Consider the following 19,581-nt stretch of genomic DNA (forward strand, 5'->3'; position numbering starts at 1 on the left):
CACCTATTCTACCTCCCTAGCTATTATTTCAACGTGAACTAGCTGGTCGTAGTACGGCGTGGCCCTTCCAAAGGCTCTTGGGAGGTAATTCCTTATCTTCATCCCTTTATGCGCCGCGGCATGCACTATGCGGAGATTCTCCACGTTAAGTCCCTTAAACTCAGCGTTATTTTCCAGGTTGTCTAGAAGTTTTAACAAGTTCTTTGCAACCTTGACCGGGTACCTGCCTGGTCCCGGAACGTCGCTTCGATGCCCAACCTTTTTATTGTACCTCTTAAGGGGCACAGACCTTTTCATCTCGGCGATCTCGGTAAGTATTCTCCTAGCCTCCTCGATGCTCTTCCCCTTAATAAGCCTCAATGTTTCTACTGTGAGCTTATACGACATGCTAACATCCCGTAGAGAGGCTTTGGCTGTCCTCTCGGGCTCTAACTCCACTGAATACCGCCAAGTCGGCATACCCAGCTACCGACTTGGCTCTCCAATTCCTAAATAAAAACCTTTTTGATACTTCGCGCTCGAGGAAGAGGTCGGCGCCGCTCCCCTGTTTGCCTTACCCCTTTTATTCTTGCTTTGTCCCAGCTTGTTTAATTCTTAGCAGTTCTTCAACAAGCCTACGCGCAACGGGCTTAGCCTGCGCCTTTGCGAGGACGAAGCGGTATAGCGCCTCCCAGAGCGTCGCATCCTCCGCTGTGTGCTCGAAAAGAGAGTCCTGGGAACCTGGTAGTAAAGCGTACTGCCTGACCTGACAACCTTCACAGTCTACCCCTCCTCGACCGCCTTCTCGTACCAGCCTGAGGGCGCGCTATCAGCTGGTATCCTAGCGTAGATGTAGGCGTGGACTATATCCCATAAGCACGAAGGTTCAACAACACACCAACAACCGACGCATAGAAGCTAAGCCACCGGTAGGCCACCTTCTGCCCGGGTTCCTTACCCTCCTTACTCGGCCCGCCGTAGGCAACATATAAGATGTAACTGACCTTGTCACACCTAGCGTCACGCGACACGAACCTCACGTATTCCCATGTACGCTCAACCGCGACGCGGGCGTTGAAAGCAGAGCCTTCTGGTTGAAAGATGCTCCATTACCGCGCTTCCTTCTCTCTCGCGCGAGCTGGGAAACCCAGACAGATAAAGCGGAAAACCGCCAGGAAAAAGGCGCCCCGCCCCCCTCCTCATAGTAGCGCTAGGTTTATATTTAACAAGTAGAGGGGATGCTGGGGACGCTTCATGGGGCGCCATACGCGCGTCGTTGGACCTGCAGGAAGGTTTGGAGCCAGGTATGGGGCTACACTTAGGAAGAAAGTAGCCGCGATTGAGAGGAAGATGAAAGCTCGCCATAAGTGTCCTAGGTGCCAGGCTGTCGGGACTGTAAAAAGAGAGAGTATCGGCATATGGGTTTGCAGGAAGTGTGGCTACAAGTTTGCAGGAGGAGCGTGGCTACCGCGGACAGAGGCTGGTAGAACCTTCTCGCCTGAAGAGCTGAAGAGCATGGGTCTTGCGTAAGCTAGTACAAAACTCGCCAAGCTCGTTGTGCGCAAACACGGCAACCATACGTTCAGAGGAGACCCTTCGCACGTGCTTGCCGCGCAAGTGCAAGCACTTCCTCTGGGTTTATTTCTCGTACCCTCCTGGAGCCCAATACGTTCGACTCCCTTACTAGATCCTCGGCCACTTCACGGTTTACCCCCAGCCCTATGCGCAGAGCAGTGGTAACGACTCTGTTTATGTACGGAAATATTCTCCTGCTAAACTCCTCGACAAGCCGTACATCCTCGGCGCCGAGTCTTCGGAGTGGAACTAGTCTTACGAAGGAGGTGAAAACCTTCGGCGGTGGAAGGAACGCGTTGGGGGGAACGTCGAATAAACGCTCGATGCTGAAGCAAAGCTGGCTTATCACGCTGAGCCTTCCGTACTCTCTCGTGCCGGGCTTTGCGTACAACCTTTCAGCAACCTCTCTCTGTAAGCCAAGGTATGCTTTAAGGAGCCCCTCGTCGTAGCAAAGCTTCACTACGAGCTGGGAGGAGATATTGAACGGAGTGTTCGAGACTACGAGGTGACTCGAGCGCGACAAGTCTATGCGTAGCGCATCGCCAACCATTATGTCTACGTTACCTATACCCCGCCTGTAGAGCTCTCTAGAAAGGAAGAGGGCCAGCGCTTCATCCTTTTCGCAACAGAAAACATATGCAGACCTTTCCGACAAGGGTAGAGTGAGGCTCCCCAACCCGCATCCAACTTCGTACACATCTTCGCCGTTTACAAAGGACGCGATACGCGAAGCAACGGTGTCATCTACCAGGAAGTGTTGCCCCAATCTACGCTTATACCTTATGCTCCTGAGAGCCTCCCTCACGTACGCCGATAACACTGGGAGCCTCGGGTATCCTTAGTGAGAAATACAACTATTTAAAGAGCACGCACTTGCAGAGGTTTGCTTTAAGATCCCGACTTTATCTTCAGATTGTTTACTTCCTTGATTATTTCATCGACGAGGCTAGCCGCCTCTCCTGGTTCAAGTATCGCGGCAGCAGCCGCTGCGACGTTTATACCGGCGGCTTTTCCAAGGCGCTCTTTGCTCGGAACGTAGACGTACGGAACCTTCTTTTCCTCGCAGAGCAACGGCAAGTGTGCCACCACCTCTGGAGGATCTACATCAGTGGCTATGAGAACTAGCTTTGCAAGTCCACGCTCGACAGCTTTAGTGGTCTCGTTTGTTCCCTTCTTTATCTTACCGCCTTTCTCCCTTGCCAGGCTGAGAGCTTGGTAGGCTTTTTCCGCCAGTTCCGGTGGGACATCAAACCTAACGTAAAACGGTTTCTTGGACATTTTTCGCTCACCTCTCGCTCATCATGCATTCGCACTGCTACTGCATATTTAAACTTTTTTGTTTTTCGAGAGCTCGACACGCGTCTCGAAACGGGCAACGCGCGAAGCAAAGCTTCTTAACGGTTTTCGATGAAGTCGGGGTGTGTGGGTGTCTAGCGTTGGTGCAGTAGCGTCTAGGTATGGTTACAGGGTTGACTTCGTGGAGTACCTTGCGCGTTTTTTCAGCCTAGGCTACATCGAGGATCTCTTTAGGAGCTTGGAGACTCCGGGATCCAGGTATTTCTTCAGAGTTAACACGCTGAAGGTACGTCCGGAGGACCTTCTCGAAGAGCTCCGCGAAGAGGGGTTGAAGGTATACAGGCATGATCGTTTACCGGAGGCTTTCTACGTGCCAGTAGAGGGGCCTTTCGAGGTCAGACTGCTACCTGGAAAGGTCTATGTCGATAAAAAGACGGCGGAAAGCGTGTACGTGGGTGCCAACGTATTCGCACCCGGAGTCACGAAAGTAGAGAACGCGAGGGAGGGGGACCTTGTATCCGTGATTGCCCCTGGAGGACGTGTAGTTGCAGAGGGAGTTTTGTCTATGGATCCTTCCAGGGTGTTCTCGGAACGCAAAGGGCTCGCCGTAAGGGTTGTGAGGTCTGTTTATAGGGCTGTATCGCTCCGCGAGACTAGGTACTTTGACGAGGGGCTAATCTACCATCAATCTTTACCCTCTATGGTGGCTGTACGCCTGCTAGACCCTCAGCCCGGCTGGACGGTGCTTGATATGTGTGCCGCTCCAGGTGGGAAGACTACGCATGCGGCACAACTGATGGGCGACCACGGGGAGGTTATCGCTGTTGACAGGACGAAGTCGAAGGTTGATACGATAATGGAGCATGCGAGAAGGCTGGGGCTTAAGTCCGTGAAAGGGCTTGTTTACGATAGCCGTTACATATCGGAGTACTTGGACAAGGATAGCGTAGATGCAGTTATAATTGATCCTCCCTGCACGGCGCTCGGAGTTCGCCCGAAGCTGTGGTACGAGAGAGGCTTTGACGACGTGTTGAAGCTATCAGATTACCAGAGACAGTTCCTCAGAGAGGCCGCCAAAGTTCTGCGTAGGGGTGGGCGCTTGCTATTCACTACGTGCACTATATCGCCTTACGAAAACGAGTTCAACGTCATATTCGCGGCTTCGTATCTAGGACTAAAGCCTTTACCCCTGAGCTTTCCCCCCGTAAAGAGCGGCTTACTGGGCACGGGTTCCCTACAGTTCGTGCCTCACGAACACGACACCCCGGGGTTCTTCATAGCACTCTTCGAAAAACGTTAGCATATAGACACGCGCTCGAAAGAAAAGTTTTAAAAGAGCGAGAGTTTTATGCCTTGCAGGAGATGTCTATGAGCTCTCAGGCGCCTGCCGATAAATTCAGCGATGCCGTGCCAGCAGAGGTGGTACAGATAATAGGTAGGACGGGGATTACGGGAGAGGTAACCCAGGTACGTGTACGCGTACTGGAGGGGAGGGATAAGGGGCGGATCCTCACCAGGAACGTACGTGGACCCGTCAGAGTAGGAGACATAGTTATGCTTAGGGAGACTGAGCGCGAGGCTAGGAAAATCGCAACTAGGTGACGGTTTTCAAGGACCGTATTACGTTCTATATACGTTTATAACTCGAGTTTACTTTCGCTGTAAACTTGTAGAAAGCTTTAGAGGTAAAGCTGGCTCTCCAGTTTTGATGATAGAGGTATTGGCGCGCACACTCTTATATTACGACGTGGAAATTGCGGTGAAAGCACTGAAAGACAAAACCGTAAGGTTACCAGGAGGTCTCGAAGTTAGGCTGAGGCAGGGCACAAAGGCTAAGCTACCCCTCTTCCTGGCGGAAGAGCTTGTAGAAAGTGAGGTAGCTGAGTACGTAGAGGAAGACCTGGTTAAGAAGGCTGAACTCAAGAAGCAGCTCTGGGCAGAGGGGAAAAATGAGAAGCTCGAACGTCTCGATGATAGCTTTTACTTGAAGTTTAGGCTTTACGTCCGGGCTCTGGAGAGGCGGAAGAACGCCGGAGACAGAAATGCCGAGAAGGAACTCGAAGAGTTGAAAACGCTGTTCACAGACCTCGTGAGAAGCAGGATGCGCAAAATCGCTATCCTAGCTGTTCTTAGCCCGGAGGTGAGCAGGGATCACATAGCAAACATGACTAGAGAAGAGCAGATACTCTACGTCTCACTGTGCAACCTGCTAAACGAGTGGACGGCATCAATGAGAAAGTTCGTAATGGGTGAGTAGAAAATGGTTGTAACGCAGGCTATACCCCTCACAGAGCGGATAACAGAGTTCCTGAAGAGGTTCACGGTAGACGGCCGCGAGAAGTACAGGGATGCTATCCGCAGGATGAGCATTGAGAGGAGCATTTCGCTCGTAATAGACTTCGATGATCTTTTGTTATTTGACAAGGAGCTGGCAGACATACTGCTGGAGCGCCCGCACGATTTCCTGGACGCGGCGTCCAAGGCTATAATGGAGGTTCTCAAGATAGAAAACCCGGACTACGCCAAGGAAGTTGGCTACGTGCATGCACGTATACGTAGACCACCCGAAATCGTCCACTTGAAGATAAGGAACATAAGGGCTAGGCATCTGGGACGCCTAGTAGCAGTAGAGGGTATTGTGACCAAAATATCGCCGGTAAAGCAGGAGCTCGTGGAAGGAGTCTTCAAGTGTAAAACCTGCGGCACAGAGCTGACGGTTCCTCAGGGTCCCGAGGGGTTAACAAAGCCTACCACGTGTCCTGTCTGCTCCGAGAACGGGGTCAAGTCGGCAGGCTTCGTGTTGCTACCCGAGAAGAGCAAGTTCGTAGACCTACAGAAGTTCGTGCTACAGGAGAAACCCGAAGAGTTGCCTCCGGGACAGCTACCCAGGTCGATAGAGGTTCTCGTGAGAGAGGACTTGGTGGATGTAGTTAGGCCTGGCGATAGGGCAACAGTGGTCGGGTTCCTCAGGATGGAAGAGGACAAGAAGCTGGTAAAGAATGCTCCACCAATATTTCACGCGTACCTCGAAGCGAACTACGTTGAGGTCTCCGCGAAGGAAAACCTGGACGTGGAGATAACTCCGGAGGACGAGAAGAAAATACTGGAGCTAAGTAGGAGGGAAGATCTAGAGGAGATAATAATAAACTCCATAGCGCCCTCGATATACGGGTACAAAGAGATAAAAACTGCTATAGCGCTACTCCTATTTGGAGGAGTTCCAAAGATTCACCCTGACGGCATAAGAGTGCGCGGAGATATTCACATACTGTTGATCGGTGATCCCGGAACTGCAAAGAGCCAGCTCCTAAGGTACGTGGCGTCTATCGCTCCGAGAGGACTCTATACCTCTGGTAAAGGCGCTTCTGCCGCAGGACTCACAGCCGCCGTAGTAAAGGAGAAGAACAGCGGGGAATTCTACTTGGAGGCGGGAGCCCTTGTTCTAGCGGATGGAGGCGTAGCATGCATAGATGAGTTCGACAAGATGGAGGCGAAGGATAGGGTAAGTATCCACGAAGCCATGGAGCAACAAACCGTGAGCATAGCTAAAGCTGGGATCGTAGCAACACTCAACGCTAGGGCATCCATCCTGGCAGCAGCCAACCCAGCATTCGGCCGCTATCTCCCTGGCAGGAATATTTCAGAGAACATAGATCTACCCGTCACGATACTTTCAAGGTTCGACCTAATATTCGTGGTTAGAGATACCCCCAACGCTGAAAGAGACCGGGAACTCGCACAGTACGTTGTCGACTTTCACGGGGAAACTTACCCCGTATCTTTGGAGAAAGTTCTCGACGCGCAGACGCTCAAAAAGTACATCGCGTACGCCAGACGCCACGTGCGCCCGAGGCTCTCCCCAGAAGCCAAGAGCAAGATAGTAGAATACTATGTCAACATGCGTAAAAAGAGCGAAGACGCCAGCTCTCCGATAGCTATAACGCCAAGGCAACTGGAAGCTCTTATCAGGCTCTCGGAGGCTCACGCTCGCATGCATCTCCGCGACGTGGTTACTGCTCGTGACGCGGAAGTCGCTATTAGCCTTATGGAATACTTCCTGAGAAACGTCGGCATAGACACGCAAACAATGACCATCGATATCGATACTATAATGACTGGGCAGCCTAAGTCTCAGCGCGAGAAGCTGATCGCCGTGCTGGACACGGTTAAAAACCTCGTTAGACAAAACAACGGCGAGCCTATAAAGGAGGAGGACCTGTACTCCGAGTTGGAGAAAAACGGCATTGACAGGAACTTCGCTAGGAAAGCTATAGAGAAGTTGCTTGAACAGGGAGAATTGATGCAGCCGTCACCGGGGCGCATTAGCGTTGTTTCTCTCTAGCGCGTGCGCAGAGAAAAGCAAGGATTTATTGATGCAATCCTTCTCTAACGCGCGGCGCGACGCATGAAGCCAACGAGAGCTGTGCTGTCAAGGTACTTCCCCGATGAGGTTGTCCGTAAGATAGAGGAGCGCTTCAACATAAAGACACTCTACCCAACACAGGTAGCAGCGGTTGAGAAAGGTGTCCTAGACGGGAAAAACATCGTTCTAAGCGCTCCCACAGCTTCAGGGAAGACCCTGGTGGCAGAGCTCGCCGCACTTAAACACCTTTTAAACGGAGGAAAGGTGCTCTACCTTGCACCCTTAAGGGCTCTCGCCTCGGAGAAGTTCAAAGAGTTCAAAGAGTTCTTCGGGGAGTTTGGCTATAGGTCTGTTCTAAGCACAGGAGACTACGACACGGCAGACCCCTCGCTGGGTAAATACGACGTGATAGTGACTACGAACGAGAAGGCTGACAGCCTCCTGCGCCATAGCGCGCCCTGGTTTCCCGACGTAACTTTAGTGATAGCAGACGAGGTTCACCTGCTTGGCTCGGAGAAACGTGGGGCGACGCTCGAAGTCCTGCTTACGCGTATACTTCTGAGCGAGGATCCTCCGCAGATCCTGGGCCTGAGTGCGACTATAGGGAACCTTGAGGAGGTGGCAAGATGGCTGAACGCTACACCCGTGAGCGTGGAGTGGCGCCCAGTCCTCCTAAGGGAAGGAGTATACTACGATGGAACAATATTCTACGCTGATGGAGCGTCGAGGAGCGTCGAGGACGTGGGCTCGGCTCTCGCGAACCTTGTTCACGACGTGTTAAGAGAGGAAGGGCAAGCCCTAGTATTTTCGCCTACGCGGAGAGCCGCCAGCAGCGACGCCAAAAAGCTGTCCGTATATACACGGAAGTTCCTTCGAGACTCGGAGAGGCGACACTTAAAAGAGGCAGCGCGCAAGGTGCTCTCGTCCCACGCCGACAAATTAACGAACGAGCTGGCAGAGCTCATGCTTCATGGAGTCGCATTTCACCATGCGGGACTCTCCGGAGATGCCAGGGAGACTGTTGAACAGCTTTTCCGGGAAGGCTTCCTGAAGACTGTTGTCGCTACACCCACTCTAGCTGCAGGAGTGAATCTACCGGCAAGGCGAGTAATCATAACGGATTACCGCAGGTATAACGTAGAGCTGGGCTACCACGAAAGCATCCCGGTCATGGAGTACAAACAGATGGCTGGGCGCGCCGGGAGGCCTCAGTACGACAGGGAGGGCGAAGCCATTTTAATAGCGCGTAACATGGAAGAGGTGGAGTTCCTTTTCAAAAGGTACGTCTACTCTGCACCCGAGACCCTTCAGTCCCAACTAGGCTCCGAGCCTGTCCTCAGAGCGCAGGTTCTAGCTGTAATCTCGACTGAAAGCAGGATTAAAACTACGGAGGATCTGGACAGGTTCCTGGAGAGAACGTTCTTCGCTTTAAAGTTCGGTACCTTCAGCCTTAGTACTCTTTCGAGAAAAGTTTTGCGAAGGCTCGTGGAGGGAGGATTGGTGGAACTTAACGGGGAAGCTTTGAAGCCGACGTTCCTTGGACGCCGTGTGGCTGAACTCTACATAGACCCTGAAACGGCGCTGGAAGGGTTAAGGTTCTTTAACTCAACGCCCGCCTCCTCGGAGCTAGCGTACCTCTTCCTGGTTTCGAAGACGCCAGACATGGTTACGCTCAGCGTTAGAAGGAGCGACTACGAATTTTTAGAGACGGAGCTAGAAAACAGGAAAAACGAGATACCTTACCAGGTCCCGGAAGACGAGATAGAGTACGAATTCTTCCTGTCGTACCTCAAAACAGCCCTCCTTCTCAGCGACTGGATCAACGAGGTTCCAGAAGATGTTATCGTTGAAAAGTACGACGTGGGCCCGGGCGACATATACTCCATGACGCAGACCGCCGAGTGGATAGCGTATTCTCTCTCGCAGATAGCCGACGTAACGGGCCATAAGGAGCACTCCTCCAGGCTTGGGGTCCTAAGCAAGAGGATCGCTCACGGAGTGAAGGAAGAACTACTGGAGCTCGTCTCGCTGAGAGGTATTGGACGCGTGAGAGCCAGGAGGCTATACGAGCACGGCTACAAGTCCCTCGTAGACCTTATACTCGCCGATGAGCGCGACCTTACGAGGATCCCGGGGATAGGACCCAACCTCGCGCGCTCCATAAAGCGGCAACTAGGCGCGGTGGGAGAGAAAGAGGAGGAAAATGAAGAAGATTACGGGCCGGTGGAAGAGGGTCAGCTCAACCTAGACTCGTACCTGTAGCCACTCGTCTCGCTAGGTCAGTGGTACTCCTGGTCTTCATCGCGTAAAGCTCAGGAGGCGCATCTCATCACCTCCGCGCATGCCTTAAGGGTATTCTATCTCCTTGCTTAAACCCATTTTGAACCTCATGAGCTTCCTTAAGTAGCTTTTCTCGTTCTCTGCCAGGTACTTTTCGTACTTCTCCAGAAGACGGTTTATCTCCTCGATCGAAAGGTTGGAGTATAAGTAGTCTCCTTCCTTTACCTGCCGCCCTACTATAGCCTTGCTCCTAATCGAAATAGCTACCTCGGCCCCCTCGCTCACCACGTCCAGCACTTTGTCGTGTTCTTTTATCTGCATGATCTCTCCTATCTCCCTACCGTCCTTCGTTATCAGCGGTACCCCACTGCGTATCCTGCCGCAGACAACCCTTACACCCACGATTATCGGGTCACGCCTGCGGAAGACGTACCCCGGCAGGATCTGTACCACGGCAGGCGGGGTTATCTTTTCGAACGCCTTCCTCACTTCAGCGTCTCTAGTTTCCTGCAACCATTTCTGGTAGTTTTCAACTAGCTTGTACATGATTCTCTCCTGGAACACCGGGATACCATGGCGGGCTGCTTCATCCTGCGCCTCTGGTAGAATCTTCACGTTGAAGGCTAGTATAGCCGCGTAAAGCGGATCCTTCTCTTTAACCATGCTCGCCTGAACGACGTCCCTTTTAACGACCGGTCCTATATCTGCCACGCGTATCGGTATCCCCTGTTTCTTCAGGTAACCTACGAGCGCCTCTAGCGTTCCGAGAGTATCCGCCTTGACAACAACGCCCACAACGTCCCTCTCGAACTTCACGCCGGAGATCTCCTCCTCTACTAGTTGCTTTAGACGACCCACTTCTTCCTCGCTTACCGCGACGAAGAGCGGCGCGCCGGGCACAGCCTTTTCCAACCCCTCGGCTACCAGCTTCACGCCCGCGGCAGCTACTATCCTTTCCACTTCGAGGAATCTGTCCTCCGGAGACCTCATCTCGTCGAGAGGTTTTGGCATAAGTAGTGCGCGAACCCTTGTAGAAAAAGCCCCCTCAATCCCACCGGTTACCACGATGTCGCCTCTTCGAATAACCCCATCGTAGAGAATCAGCGTGGCGGTCATTCCCAGCCCAGCCTCCTCCTTAAGCTCCAAAATAACCCCTTTTCCCGGAGCAATGCTCGCGAGAAGCCTGCCCTTCAGGTATCGCTGAGCAAGCCCGGCCAATACGAGCAACAGGTCCGGTATACCTTCCCCTGTTACCGCGCTTACAGGGACCAAGGCGAGTACCCTGGTAAAGTCCCGTATTCTGTCGTACCTGTCGCTCCTAAAGCCCAGCGACGCGAACTGCTGGATTATATAGCTTAAAAGCTCCTCCAGTTTTAGCTGAGCGGCTTCACTCTGCCTTTTCACCGACTCTACAAACGGGGTATTCGGAAAACTCTTCCACCCGGGGATCTTATCGATCTTATTCACCGCTACAATGAACGGAACCTTCCTCTCTCTCAGGATATCTATAGACTCGAAGGTTTGTTGCTCAAGACCCCTCAAAACATCTACTACCAGTATCGCTATGTCCGCTATGCTCCCTCCGCGCCTCCTCAGATTGGAGAAAGCTTCGTGGCCAGGCGTATCGATAACCAGGAAGCCTGGAATCACAACCTCGGCTCTTATCTGCGAGACAAGACTGCCGCATACGGCTTCTAGGGCCTTCCAGGGGAGAAAAGAAGCGCCGATATGCTGCGTCATCGTACCGGGTTCTCGCTTAGCTACAGCCGTCCCCCTGATCTTGTCCAGCAACGTAGTCTTGCCTGCATCAACGTGCCCCAGAACAACGACTATTGGAGCCCTAAGAAATTGAGAGCCCTGGTCATTGCTCATCGAGGTCCACTCTAGCTACTGCCGTGTGCAACCTGCTTTCTAACCCATTTCTGGCGTCTGGGATCCCTGTGGTACTTTATAGCGCTTTTAAAGCATTTAGAGGAACAATACCTAAGCACGGTGCCATCGTTCTTTACGTACGAGATGCCTTCTCCAGGCTTTATTGGGCTTCCGCAGAATGCGCAGTACACTATTCTCGGCATTTTATCACGCCCCGCCTATCTTGTATCTATCCTGTTAAAAACATTTTCGCGCGCACAGAGCTTTACTCACTAGGCACGCGCGTTTTAAACCGGAGCAATTTTTGGAGTGATGAAGAAAAAAGGCAAGGCGCGGAAAGGCGACGACAAAGCCGAGGCGTGGAGCACGGTTCCTTTCGACTTCTCCTTCGCCGATACCATGAGGCAGTACGAGGCCGACTTCGAAGAACCCGAGTACTTCGACCCTGATCTCCACGCGGAGTGGTGCAGAGAATTGAGGGAGTCATGTGGGAGAGGCGACGAAGTAGCGTGTGAAAAGTTCAGAGAAGAGTGCGAGAAGTAAGCAAATCTTTCTCTCAATGTGCCTTGCGCGCAAGGCGCTACGTTTTTTACATGCTTGCTTCTTTGTATTCAAGGCGATGAAGAGACTGACCTGGGCAGATTTAGTGACGACATGCACCTATGCTGAGCAAGTATTTTTCCTGTAGAAAACAGGGAAAAACTCTGCGGCTCCTGGCTATAGCTAGGGGCTCGTCTGAGCGCTCTCACCAGTGCTTACACTTTCCTGGATATTCTCCTCGCTCTTTTTCACCGAACTGAAGGTTGCTAGCACAATGTTGTCTGGCTTCCTTATTATCTCTCCTATCCTGACTCCAATAAGTGATTTAAGACCCTTCGTATACGCAACGTCCACTAAGCGCTGAGTGATAATTCCGTCGAGCACTACGTGCGCCGCTCGTTCAACCTCCTTAAGCCTGTTGACAAGGTCCCTTACAGGAACTTTTTCAACGACCTGCCAGTTTTCATCGTAGATAACGGCTTCCAGCGTACCTTTAAGCTCTTCGAGTTTCTCGTAAACCTCAGCTGGTACTACGATTTCCTGCGCGATCTCCGGGTTCTTTTTAGTAGCAGACTTTATCAGCTTTGCCGGGGGGACTACTATCTCTGCTTTTACCTCTTTTTGTTGCTTTTTCTCCCTTTCTAGAGCTTGCAGAAACTCGTCAACCGGGATCTTATTCTGGAGCGCCCTCGCTATCTCCTTTGCAGTTAGATCCTCGACTTCCCTTCCCGGCGGAGCCCTTGCAACAAAGTCGACTTTCAGCGCGTTGATAACGTTTCTCGCTATGAGCTCTCCTCCCCGATCACCGTCAACGAAAAGTATAACCTTCTTGTTCTCCACCAAACTCTTGATGCTCTTAGGTATGGTAGCTCCTCCAAGCGCTATAACGTTCTTATATCCATGTCTAAGAAGGTTTTGTACGTCGGCACGCCCCTCCACAAGGATTACAGTATCGGATGTTTCAACTTCGGGGCCTCCTGGCAGCTTTTCCTCTCCGTACTCCACTATCTCTGCTACCCTTACACGCCTTAAGACCTCCTCGACGAGCTCCCTGGACTCCGGCACGCTCTCCAGGAGCTTTTTGTAAAGCTCAACCGCCCGCTCAATTATCTTCTGCCTCTTCTCCGCCCTTACATCCTCGATCGAGACTACCTCCGTCTTTGCAGGGTAAGGACCCACCTTGTCAATGCTCTCGATCGTAGCGGCGATGATAGCAGTCTCAGCCATGTCGAGGTTCGTCGGTATCTCTATCTCGGCTACTAGGGTGCCATCCTGCGATCGGGTGTTCACCTCTATGCGTCCAACTCTGCCGGTCTTTTGAAGCTCCCTCAAGTCGAGCTCTGATCCGAGCAAGCCTTCTGCCTGGCCAAAGATAGCCCCTATTATGTCGTGTTTTTCGACGGATCCTTTTATCTCCATCTTAGCCTTTATCACGTACTTAGGTGAGACAGGTAAACCTCCCATCCTCGCACACCTTTACCTTGACACACCAAGACCAGTATATGAACTTTCATACACACGACGCGGGACGCTGTAGCCGCCAGGCAACACGCCTTTTCACGGCTACCGGCGGTACACCGCCTTTTGCTTGAGACGCTCTCTGCTGGCGGCAACGGCGCGCCCCGCTCTGTAAAACGTTAAGAAGGCCCACTTTTTACTTTTTCGCATCCGCTCGATGTTCAAACGAGCTTATTCTGCAACAAAACATTGTTATACTTTAAAATCCCCTAGGCAACCCCCTCATTCTCGACCTAGAGAGTTGCCTCATAACTTTCTTCATGTTTCTATACGCTTCAAGTAACTGCTTTACATCTCTTGGAGAAACGCCGGAACCTCTCGCGATTCTACGCATCCTGGAGGAATCTATGATTTCCGGGTTTAGCAACTCCTCCATGGTCATAGAATTCATTATGTTTATCCACTTATCGATGTTAAGGTCCTCCTCCGATACTTTCACCTGCAACCCCATCATTTCGGCTATCTTTGAGAGAGGTCCCATCTTCCTCAACCCCTCGAGTTGTTCCTTAAGGTCCAGCAATGTTATCTTCCCAGAAGCTATAGCTCTAGCTCTCTCCTTTTCGAGCCTGGCGAACTCTGAGAATCTCTGTAGAAGCGCCTCTAAGTCCGGCATTCCTAGAAGTCTCGCTACAAATTTCTTCGGGTTGAACTCCTCTAGATCCTCGATCTTCTCTCCCGTACCTATGAAGATTACTCTAGCCTTAGAGGATGCTACGGCCGAGAGAGCCCCTCCGCCCTTAGCAGACCCATCCATTTTAGCCACAATGACGTAGCCAAACGGCATGGCTTCCTGGAAGGCTCTAGCTTGGCGTGCCACAGCGCTTCCCTGAGTTGCGTCAACGACGAGAACCACGGCATCGGGTTTCACCTCTCTGTATAGGGTTTTCACCTCCTCCATGAGCGCTTCTTCATCCTTGTGTCTACCGGCTGTATCTATCAAGATCATCTGTATACCTTTGTCTGATAGCACTTTCACGCCCCTCAAGGCTAGACTCACGGCATCTCTTTCCTGGGGGTCTCCGTAAAAGGGGACGCCTACCTTCTCAGCTAACGATCTTAGCTGTTCGTACGCCCCAGGTCTATACGTATCAGCAGCTACTACACCCACCCTGTAGCCTTTCCTCTTATAGTAGTTCGCGACTTTGGCAACAGTGGTAGTTTTACCAGAGCCCTCGAGCCCCACAAACATGACCTTGAAAGGCGTCGAAGACACTTTGAGCTCGGGAGTCTCCTCGCCTCCCAGGAGGTTGACAAGCTCCTCGTACAGTATTTTCACCAAGACCTCCTTCTTGGAGAAACCCGGCGGTTGTTCCTCCTCGAAAAACCTCTTCTTTATCCTCTCAGAAACGCTTAAGACAAGCCCTACATCAACGTCAGCCTTCAGCAAAGCCCTTTGAAGCTCCCTTATAACGAGGTCCACTTCTCTAGAGTCAAGGAGTACCGAAGACCTAATCCTCGAGACAACACCCATCAAGCTCTCTTTTAGGCTTTCCATCCATGCTCTCCTTTAGGCTTACACTATCCTGGAAATAAGGTTAGCGCGTGCACGTTCACAGGGAAGAAAACGACACCTTCTTTCGTTGTTTTCCGTTTCAAGGCTTCTCTCCCAGCCCTTCTAAAGCCCTATGGAACACTGGGCTCTGCTGTCTTCGCGCGCTACGCAGCCTTTGTGAGAATTACGGATACCCACAAGTGGGTCATAGAGACAGAAGACTGTCCAGAGCCTTTTTCAGATTTTCCTTCACGTTCTCCGGGGCGTAGCCTTGCACTTCGACGCTACTTACGCGTTGGAAGCCATGCCCCTTAAGCGCCTCTGCTACCAGCTTGCCCGCCGTCCCGGCCCAACCGTAGCTTGAGAGTAGCAGAACGGCAAGCTTGTCGGACCTATATTCGAGCTTTTCCGCTATTAACCGAACCACGTAGTCCAGTACCGGTTGAACCCCGGCCTCGTAGGTTGCTCCGCCGAGTACTAGCAACTCAGCATCTGCGAGTTCTCCCAGGATATCGGAGATTCTAGGCCTGGAGGTATCCGTGAAGGCGTAAACCCTTGTCTCAAAGCCTCTCTGCGAAAGCTCTTCTATAGCCAGGCTTACCAGACGTTCCACGAAGCCATACATTGACACGTATACGACCACTGCTTTACCCTTAACCGGCTCCCCGAGCGCTATACGTCGGTACTCGTCCAGTATTCTCTCGGCGTTTCTCCTAAAGATCGTACCATGAGATGGTGCAATGATGCGCGGCTTTACCCCTAGACTGCCGAGCTTTTCCAGGGCCTTCAATACGTGGGGAGAGTAATGCCCGATCACCGTTACATAGTACTTCTTGATGAACCATGCCAGTTTTTCGAAATTCTCAACGCTCTCATCGTAGAGAGCTGGAACGGAGTACGACCCGAAAGCGTCGCAGCTCAGAAGTACGCCGTCATCTCTAAGGTAACTCATTATTGTTTCGGGCCAGTGAAGCCACGGGGTGTACACGAAGTGAATGCTACGCTCCCCCACCTTTAACTCCTCTCCGTCCTTCACGGGCCTGAACCTGGTAACCCCGTAAAAAGAGGACAGCATCCTCCCGGCGATAGGGTGTCCCAGTGCGACTGCCTTCTCGGATACCCGCAGAACGTCCGGCACGCTGCCCGAGTGATCCGGCTCAGCGTGGTGAACAACTACATACCTGATATCCCCATAGTCCACTATTTCCCTAATTTTCTCCAAGAATAGCTCAGAAAACCACTTCTTCCACCCATCGAAGACCACTGCCCCCTCGCCGGTTAACAGGAGGTACGCGTTGTACGTAATGCCTTCTTCTATTTCCCACAGCGCCTCGAAAAACCTTGTCCTGTCGTCGTCAACTCGGAGTACGTACAAATCGTCTACTACCTTGTCTACAAAAACTCTAGGCATAGCGTTCACTACTCTACCTTTACTTCTACTTCCTTCTCGGCGCCACTCTTGGGTACAAGCACCACGAGCACTCCGTCCTCAAACCTTGCACGAGCCTGCTCGGGCCTCACCTTAACCGGTAGCGAGATCTTCTTGTAAACCTGCTTGTAAAGCCTTTGCCTTTGAATGTACTTCCTAGAATCCTCATCCTTAACTCTTTCCTCGCTCTTCTCCGCGAAAACTTCCAGAGAGTCTTCGGTAACCCTTATCTTGATCTCGTTTTTCCGGAAGCCCGGCAAATCCACGTAGACAGCTAAGGAGTCGCCCCTATCCTCTATATCGTAGAGCGGATCCAGCATTCTAAGCTTGTCCGGGTATAACGCGAAGTGCTTCGCCCATATCTCCCTCAGTGAATCGTTCAGCTCTTTCTGTATTCTAGCAATAGCTTCTGCCAGCTCAGCGGCAACCTTACCAGTATCATCACTCATGCTTCTCACCTAATGATGCTTAATACAAGTAAAAAATCTTTTCGGAGATTTTTACTCGACGACTATGTTGCTCTCCGGAAAACCGTTGAGCACTAGAAACTCTTTAACTTTGTACCTATGGTCTCCCTGTAGCTCTACGTGGTCATCCTTTATTGTACCTCCGCAGGCAAACTTTGCCTTCATCTCCGAGACCATTCTTCGAAGCTCTGGATCTTTAACATCGAGGCCCGTTATAATGGTAACGTCTCTGTGACCCTTGCGCTTCTCTACGCGAATCTTGATCAGCTGTTGCTCCTTGAACACTCCCTTTAATATGTTATCTAATAGCTCCGCGCTCATTGTCTCCCGTGTCTGAATGGATTCTTCAACGTGCCTGTTTATAAACATTTCGTCGCGCGCGTGGAATGCATCCAAGACTAAGGCAGTAGCATACCCGCGAAGTCAGGCGCATTAAGTTTAAATGCGCTTACCTTTTTCAGTAATAATGCAAGAGCCCGGTGGTGTAGCGGCCAAGCATGGCGGGCTCTGGCCCCGCAGATCCGGGGTTCGAATCCCCGCCGGGCTACCACGGCATTCTACACCCACATTCTCATAGTCTCTCAATCTTTCCCACAACCACGGTCGCGCGCAAACCGGGGAGCGCGCGTTACTTTTACGCGAGTTTAGCGTGCATTGCGGAGGAGGGGGCCGGGCACCTTTCCCTGCCGGTCTTACTCTTTAGTCTCCTGTCCCCAGCTTTTCGAGGCGTTCTACGAGGCTTTGCGCCTTGGGGTACTGCTCGGCTTTCGCCTTCGCGAAGGCGAGGAGTGTTTCTCGCAGAGCCGCGTCGTAGCGGGCGTGCTCGAACAGGGAGCAATGTGTAACCTGGTAGTATTCCTTGCTCCCCATTCGAACCACCCGGACGTCCCAGCCTTCCTCCAGCGCGCGCCCGTACCAGCCTGGAGGCACGCCGTCCACAGCTATACGGGCGTAGATATTGTTCTTCGTAGAGATGTAGACTAGGACTAGTCTAGCTCCCGCTACCTCGGCGTAGAATGGGCTAGGGCTTTGCCCGTTTTTCCTGCCCCTCCTCTGCGGTGCTCCGAAGCCGACGAAGAGGAAGTGTTTGATCTTAGCGCATCTCGTTACCAGTGATACGAACTTTGTGTACTCTGGTGCTAGCTCGACGGCAAGCCTAGCGTTGATTATGGCGCTCTCAGCCGGTAAGTAGATGTGCTCCTGTCCAACCCTGAAGTAGAGCCATCTAAGCCTTAGAAAGTATTCGAGCTCGCCGTCCCCTAGGAAAGCGGTCGCCAGTGCCACCGAGTCGCCGTTGAGCGCCCTGCACTCCTCAACCAACCTGCGGAACTCTACACGTTTAACCTCGCCGATAAGCCTTGAAGCCCAGCCTAGCTCATCCGCGTAGCCGTAGACGTTTGCGCGCCACTCAATGCTCATCCTGGTACTGCCGAGGACTCCTGCCGTGACACCTACGTCAACGTGGTCGCTTGGAAAAGCCGCGAGCGTACTGGGGAGTTGCCACGGTTGCGTCGTGGCGAAGCGCACGTCGCTGATACGCCCATGAGGGGGTGTCACATCCGTTAAGACCCACCCTTTCTGCAGGCTTCTAAGCACGTCTGGCGATGTCCTCGCGAGAACCTCCGGGAAACTAGCCTCGGTCCAGAAGCCCTCCAATGGGACGTGTACGATCCAGTCATATGTAGGCTTGTGTGCGATGACGTGCCAGTTCTCTCCAGGTATGTATACATGCCAGACTTTACCCTTCTTCTCAGCTCTAAGACCGTCGGCGCCGGCGTCGACTATTGCCTGTAGCCTTCCTCTGAGCTCCGTCACCGCGCTTCCCTCTCTCGGCTTCTCGTCGTCGTTCAGCAAGAGATACTTCCTCAAGTCATAGTCGATGAACCTGTAGAACCTGGAGTAGACTTCGTCCGGCACTACGCTGTAGCCGTTCACCAGGAAGCGCGTAAAGTCCCAGTTAATCCCAGACACCGTATCGTAGAGGCCGCGGTAGTGTACCCTGCCCTTCCTCTTATCCTCGACCTCGGTCGAGTAGAGGCTTAAAGCCGCCCTCCTCCACGTCTCCTCCCTAACCTCTCCCTCGACCCCCTCATACCCCATCATCTTCTCTCCAACCATAATTAACCCCTCCCTTAAATAGTGGAAAGAGGCGCTCTGCGAGGGCGTGCTCGAGGGTTATCGTGCAGACGATAGGCGCGTTGTCGAGGCTACTGGCGAGCACTCTTAAGGGGGACGGGCTCTACAAGGCTAGGCTCGTCGAGGCGTTGGACGCGATCGAGGAGTTTCTAGCCTCCGTGGGAAGCGCCCCAGCGAGGGTCGAGGAGGACGAAGAGCTAGCAAGAGAGCTGGAAGAGGAGGCCGAGGAGCTGAGGAAGCTCGGGTTGATTTAACTTTTTTCTCCCCCCTCTCTTTCTTCACGTTGGGCATGCCGCAGTTCTCCTGTGCGTTCCCGTGCTTGCCGAGGAGGAGCTCCCCGTCGACGTAGATCCCAGCGCCTATTCCCGTGCTTATAGTGACGTAGACCAGGTTCTCCAACCCCCTCCCCGCGCCCCAGTACTTCTCCCCAACCGCCGCCGTCACTGCGTCGCCCGCAAGGTTTATTACCCTTGGGTACTCTTAGAAAAGACTAGCAGGGCCCGTAGTCTAGTGGTTAGGATTCGTGTGCACGTGCACACGACTGAAGCCGCCCTTACAAGGTTGAGGCCGGGGGTTGACCCTGGGAGCGGCGGTGGTCCCGGGTTCGAATCCCGGCGGGCCCACCAATTTTCTG

General features: G+C 52.6%; 19 protein-coding genes, 2 tRNA genes and 1 pseudogene. 10 read left to right on the forward strand and 12 right to left on the reverse strand.

What is annotated here, in order from left to right; all coding sequences use genetic code 11:
- Positions 1-3 precede the first annotated feature (3 nt).
- Positions 4-459, reverse strand: a complete 456-nt coding sequence (locus TPEN_RS02540; RefSeq protein ID WP_052885053.1) for a 50S ribosomal protein L22 — start codon at positions 457-459, stop codon at positions 4-6.
- 774 nt (positions 460-1,233) lie between these two features.
- On the opposite strand from TPEN_RS02540, the gene TPEN_RS02545 reads away from it, so the two are divergent.
- Positions 1,234-1,509 carry a 50S ribosomal protein L37ae gene (locus TPEN_RS02545; RefSeq protein WP_011752163.1) on the forward strand — a complete coding sequence of 92 codons (276 nt, stop codon included), beginning with the start codon at positions 1,234-1,236 and terminating at the stop codon, positions 1,507-1,509.
- A gap of 52 nt (positions 1,510-1,561) precedes the next feature.
- Here the strand turns inward: TPEN_RS02545 and rsmA are convergent, their stop codons facing one another.
- Both rsmA and rpl7ae read right to left on the reverse strand, forming a co-directional pair.
- A complete protein-coding gene (gene rsmA, locus TPEN_RS02550) occupies positions 1,562-2,374 on the reverse strand; it encodes a 16S rRNA (adenine(1518)-N(6)/adenine(1519)-N(6))-dimethyltransferase RsmA (RefSeq protein WP_011752164.1) in 813 nt (270 codons plus the stop codon).
- Between the two features lie 68 nt (positions 2,375-2,442).
- On the reverse strand, positions 2,443-2,832 hold the full coding sequence (gene rpl7ae, locus TPEN_RS02555) for a 50S ribosomal protein L7Ae (RefSeq protein ID WP_011752165.1): 390 nt from the start codon (positions 2,830-2,832) through the stop codon (positions 2,443-2,445).
- 148 nt (positions 2,833-2,980) lie between these two features.
- Here rpl7ae and TPEN_RS02560 point away from each other — a divergent pair, with 148 nt between their 5' ends.
- The 5 genes from TPEN_RS02560 (at position 2,981) to TPEN_RS02580 (ending at position 9,475) form a co-directional block, all read left to right on the forward strand.
- On the forward strand, positions 2,981-4,150 hold the full coding sequence (locus TPEN_RS02560; RefSeq protein ID WP_011752166.1) for a PUA domain-containing protein: 1,170 nt from the start codon (positions 2,981-2,983) through the stop codon (positions 4,148-4,150).
- A gap of 68 nt (positions 4,151-4,218) precedes the next feature.
- Positions 4,219-4,452, forward strand: coding sequence for a 30S ribosomal protein S28e (locus TPEN_RS02565; RefSeq protein ID WP_011752167.1), 234 nt, complete (start codon positions 4,219-4,221; stop codon positions 4,450-4,452).
- Positions 4,453-4,558: 106 nt separating this feature from the next.
- Entirely contained in the window at positions 4,559-5,107 is a 549-nt protein-coding gene (locus tag TPEN_RS02570) for a DNA replication complex GINS family protein (protein ID WP_011752168.1), read from the forward strand.
- Positions 5,108-5,110: 3 nt separating this feature from the next.
- Complete coding sequence (mcm, locus tag TPEN_RS02575) at positions 5,111-7,192, forward strand: minichromosome maintenance protein MCM (RefSeq protein WP_011752169.1); 2,082 nt, start codon at positions 5,111-5,113, stop codon at positions 7,190-7,192.
- Between the two features lie 63 nt (positions 7,193-7,255).
- Positions 7,256-9,475, forward strand: coding sequence for a DEAD/DEAH box helicase (locus TPEN_RS02580; protein WP_011752170.1), 2,220 nt, complete (start codon positions 7,256-7,258; stop codon positions 9,473-9,475).
- Positions 9,476-9,559: 84 nt separating this feature from the next.
- On the opposite strand, the gene infB is transcribed toward TPEN_RS02580, so the two are convergent.
- Positions 9,560-11,365 carry a translation initiation factor IF-2 gene (gene infB / locus TPEN_RS02585; protein ID WP_011752171.1) on the reverse strand — a complete coding sequence of 602 codons (1,806 nt, stop codon included), beginning with the start codon at positions 11,363-11,365 and terminating at the stop codon, positions 9,560-9,562.
- Positions 11,366-11,376: 11 nt separating this feature from the next.
- Entirely contained in the window at positions 11,377-11,568 is a 192-nt protein-coding gene (locus TPEN_RS09705) for a 50S ribosomal protein L24e (protein WP_011752172.1), read from the reverse strand.
- Positions 11,569-11,674: 106 nt separating this feature from the next.
- Between TPEN_RS09705 and TPEN_RS02590 the strand changes: the two genes are divergently transcribed.
- Positions 11,675-11,908, forward strand: a complete 234-nt coding sequence (locus tag TPEN_RS02590) for a hypothetical protein (protein ID WP_219729828.1) — start codon at positions 11,675-11,677, stop codon at positions 11,906-11,908.
- Between the two features lie 180 nt (positions 11,909-12,088).
- On the opposite strand, the gene dnaG is transcribed toward TPEN_RS02590, so the two are convergent.
- The 5 genes from dnaG to yciH all read right to left on the reverse strand — a co-directional run bounded on the left by dnaG (position 12,089) and on the right by yciH (position 17,132).
- Complete coding sequence (gene dnaG / locus TPEN_RS02595; RefSeq protein ID WP_011752173.1) at positions 12,089-13,369, reverse strand: DNA primase DnaG; 1,281 nt, start codon at positions 13,367-13,369, stop codon at positions 12,089-12,091.
- Positions 13,370-13,622: 253 nt separating this feature from the next.
- Complete coding sequence (locus tag TPEN_RS02600; protein ID WP_011752174.1) at positions 13,623-14,918, reverse strand: signal recognition particle receptor subunit alpha; 1,296 nt, start codon at positions 14,916-14,918, stop codon at positions 13,623-13,625.
- A 202-nt stretch (positions 14,919-15,120) separates the two neighbouring features.
- Positions 15,121-16,326 carry an FprA family A-type flavoprotein gene (locus TPEN_RS02605; RefSeq protein WP_011752175.1) on the reverse strand — a complete coding sequence of 402 codons (1,206 nt, stop codon included), beginning with the start codon at positions 16,324-16,326 and terminating at the stop codon, positions 15,121-15,123.
- 8 nt (positions 16,327-16,334) lie between these two features.
- Positions 16,335-16,793: an Hsp20/alpha crystallin family protein gene (locus TPEN_RS02610; protein WP_011752176.1), complete on the reverse strand. Its 459-nt coding sequence runs from the start codon at positions 16,791-16,793 to the stop codon at positions 16,335-16,337.
- 51 nt (positions 16,794-16,844) lie between these two features.
- On the reverse strand, positions 16,845-17,132 hold the full coding sequence (gene yciH / locus TPEN_RS02615; protein WP_052885379.1) for a stress response translation initiation inhibitor YciH: 288 nt from the start codon (positions 17,130-17,132) through the stop codon (positions 16,845-16,847).
- Between the two features lie 152 nt (positions 17,133-17,284).
- On the opposite strand from yciH, the gene TPEN_RS02620 reads away from it, so the two are divergent.
- A tRNA-Gln gene (locus tag TPEN_RS02620) sits at positions 17,285-17,361 on the forward strand.
- 149 nt (positions 17,362-17,510) lie between these two features.
- On the opposite strand, the gene TPEN_RS02625 is transcribed toward TPEN_RS02620, so the two are convergent.
- On the reverse strand, positions 17,511-18,929 hold the full coding sequence (locus TPEN_RS02625) for a hypothetical protein (RefSeq protein ID WP_011752178.1): 1,419 nt from the start codon (positions 18,927-18,929) through the stop codon (positions 17,511-17,513).
- 62 nt (positions 18,930-18,991) lie between these two features.
- Between TPEN_RS02625 and TPEN_RS02630 the strand changes: the two genes are divergently transcribed.
- Positions 18,992-19,201, forward strand: a complete 210-nt coding sequence (locus TPEN_RS02630; RefSeq protein ID WP_011752179.1) for a hypothetical protein — start codon at positions 18,992-18,994, stop codon at positions 19,199-19,201.
- A gap of 58 nt (positions 19,202-19,259) precedes the next feature.
- On the opposite strand, the pseudogene TPEN_RS10165 reads toward TPEN_RS02630, so the two are convergent.
- Positions 19,260-19,412 (reverse strand): annotated as a pseudogene (locus tag TPEN_RS10165) (ROK family protein); the annotation flags it as partial.
- Positions 19,413-19,443: 31 nt separating this feature from the next.
- Between TPEN_RS10165 and TPEN_RS09715 the strand changes: the two are divergent.
- A tRNA-Val gene (locus TPEN_RS09715) sits at positions 19,444-19,573 on the forward strand.
- Positions 19,574-19,581 lie beyond the last annotated feature (8 nt).

Source organism: Thermofilum pendens Hrk 5 (assembly GCF_000015225.1).
Classification (GTDB): domain Archaea; phylum Thermoproteota; class Thermoprotei; order Thermofilales; family Thermofilaceae; genus Thermofilum; species Thermofilum pendens.

What these genes read in the sequence shown, in the direction of transcription:
- rpl7ae (WP_011752165.1), bottom strand. Translation starts at nt 2,832, where the DNA reads ATGTCCAAGAAACCGTTTTACGTTAGGTTTGATGTCCCACCGGAACTG.
- dnaG (WP_011752173.1), bottom strand. Translation starts at nt 13,369, where the DNA reads ATGGGAGGTTTACCTGTCTCACCTAAGTACGTGATAAAGGCTAAGATG.
- TPEN_RS02545 (WP_011752163.1), top strand. Translation starts at nt 1,234, where the DNA reads ATGGGGCGCCATACGCGCGTCGTTGGACCTGCAGGAAGGTTTGGAGCC.
- TPEN_RS02580 (WP_011752170.1), top strand. Translation starts at nt 7,256, where the DNA reads ATGAAGCCAACGAGAGCTGTGCTGTCAAGGTACTTCCCCGATGAGGTT.
- TPEN_RS02625 (WP_011752178.1), bottom strand. Translation starts at nt 18,929, where the DNA reads ATGGTTGGAGAGAAGATGATGGGGTATGAGGGGGTCGAGGGAGAGGTT.
- infB (WP_011752171.1), bottom strand. Translation starts at nt 11,365, where the DNA reads ATGAGCAATGACCAGGGCTCTCAATTTCTTAGGGCTCCAATAGTCGTT.
- TPEN_RS02605 (WP_011752175.1), bottom strand. Translation starts at nt 16,326, where the DNA reads ATGCCTAGAGTTTTTGTAGACAAGGTAGTAGACGATTTGTACGTACTC.
- TPEN_RS02570 (WP_011752168.1), top strand. Translation starts at nt 4,559, where the DNA reads ATGATAGAGGTATTGGCGCGCACACTCTTATATTACGACGTGGAAATT.
- TPEN_RS02610 (WP_011752176.1), bottom strand. Translation starts at nt 16,793, where the DNA reads ATGAGTGATGATACTGGTAAGGTTGCCGCTGAGCTGGCAGAAGCTATT.
- mcm (WP_011752169.1), top strand. Translation starts at nt 5,111, where the DNA reads ATGGTTGTAACGCAGGCTATACCCCTCACAGAGCGGATAACAGAGTTC.
- TPEN_RS02565 (WP_011752167.1), top strand. Translation starts at nt 4,219, where the DNA reads ATGAGCTCTCAGGCGCCTGCCGATAAATTCAGCGATGCCGTGCCAGCA.
- TPEN_RS02540 (WP_052885053.1), bottom strand. Translation starts at nt 459, where the DNA reads ATGCCGACTTGGCGGTATTCAGTGGAGTTAGAGCCCGAGAGGACAGCC.
- TPEN_RS09705 (WP_011752172.1), bottom strand. Translation starts at nt 11,568, where the DNA reads ATGCCGAGAATAGTGTACTGCGCATTCTGCGGAAGCCCAATAAAGCCT.
- yciH (WP_052885379.1), bottom strand. Translation starts at nt 17,132, where the DNA reads ATGAGCGCGGAGCTATTAGATAACATATTAAAGGGAGTGTTCAAGGAG.
- TPEN_RS02600 (WP_011752174.1), bottom strand. Translation starts at nt 14,918, where the DNA reads ATGGAAAGCCTAAAAGAGAGCTTGATGGGTGTTGTCTCGAGGATTAGG.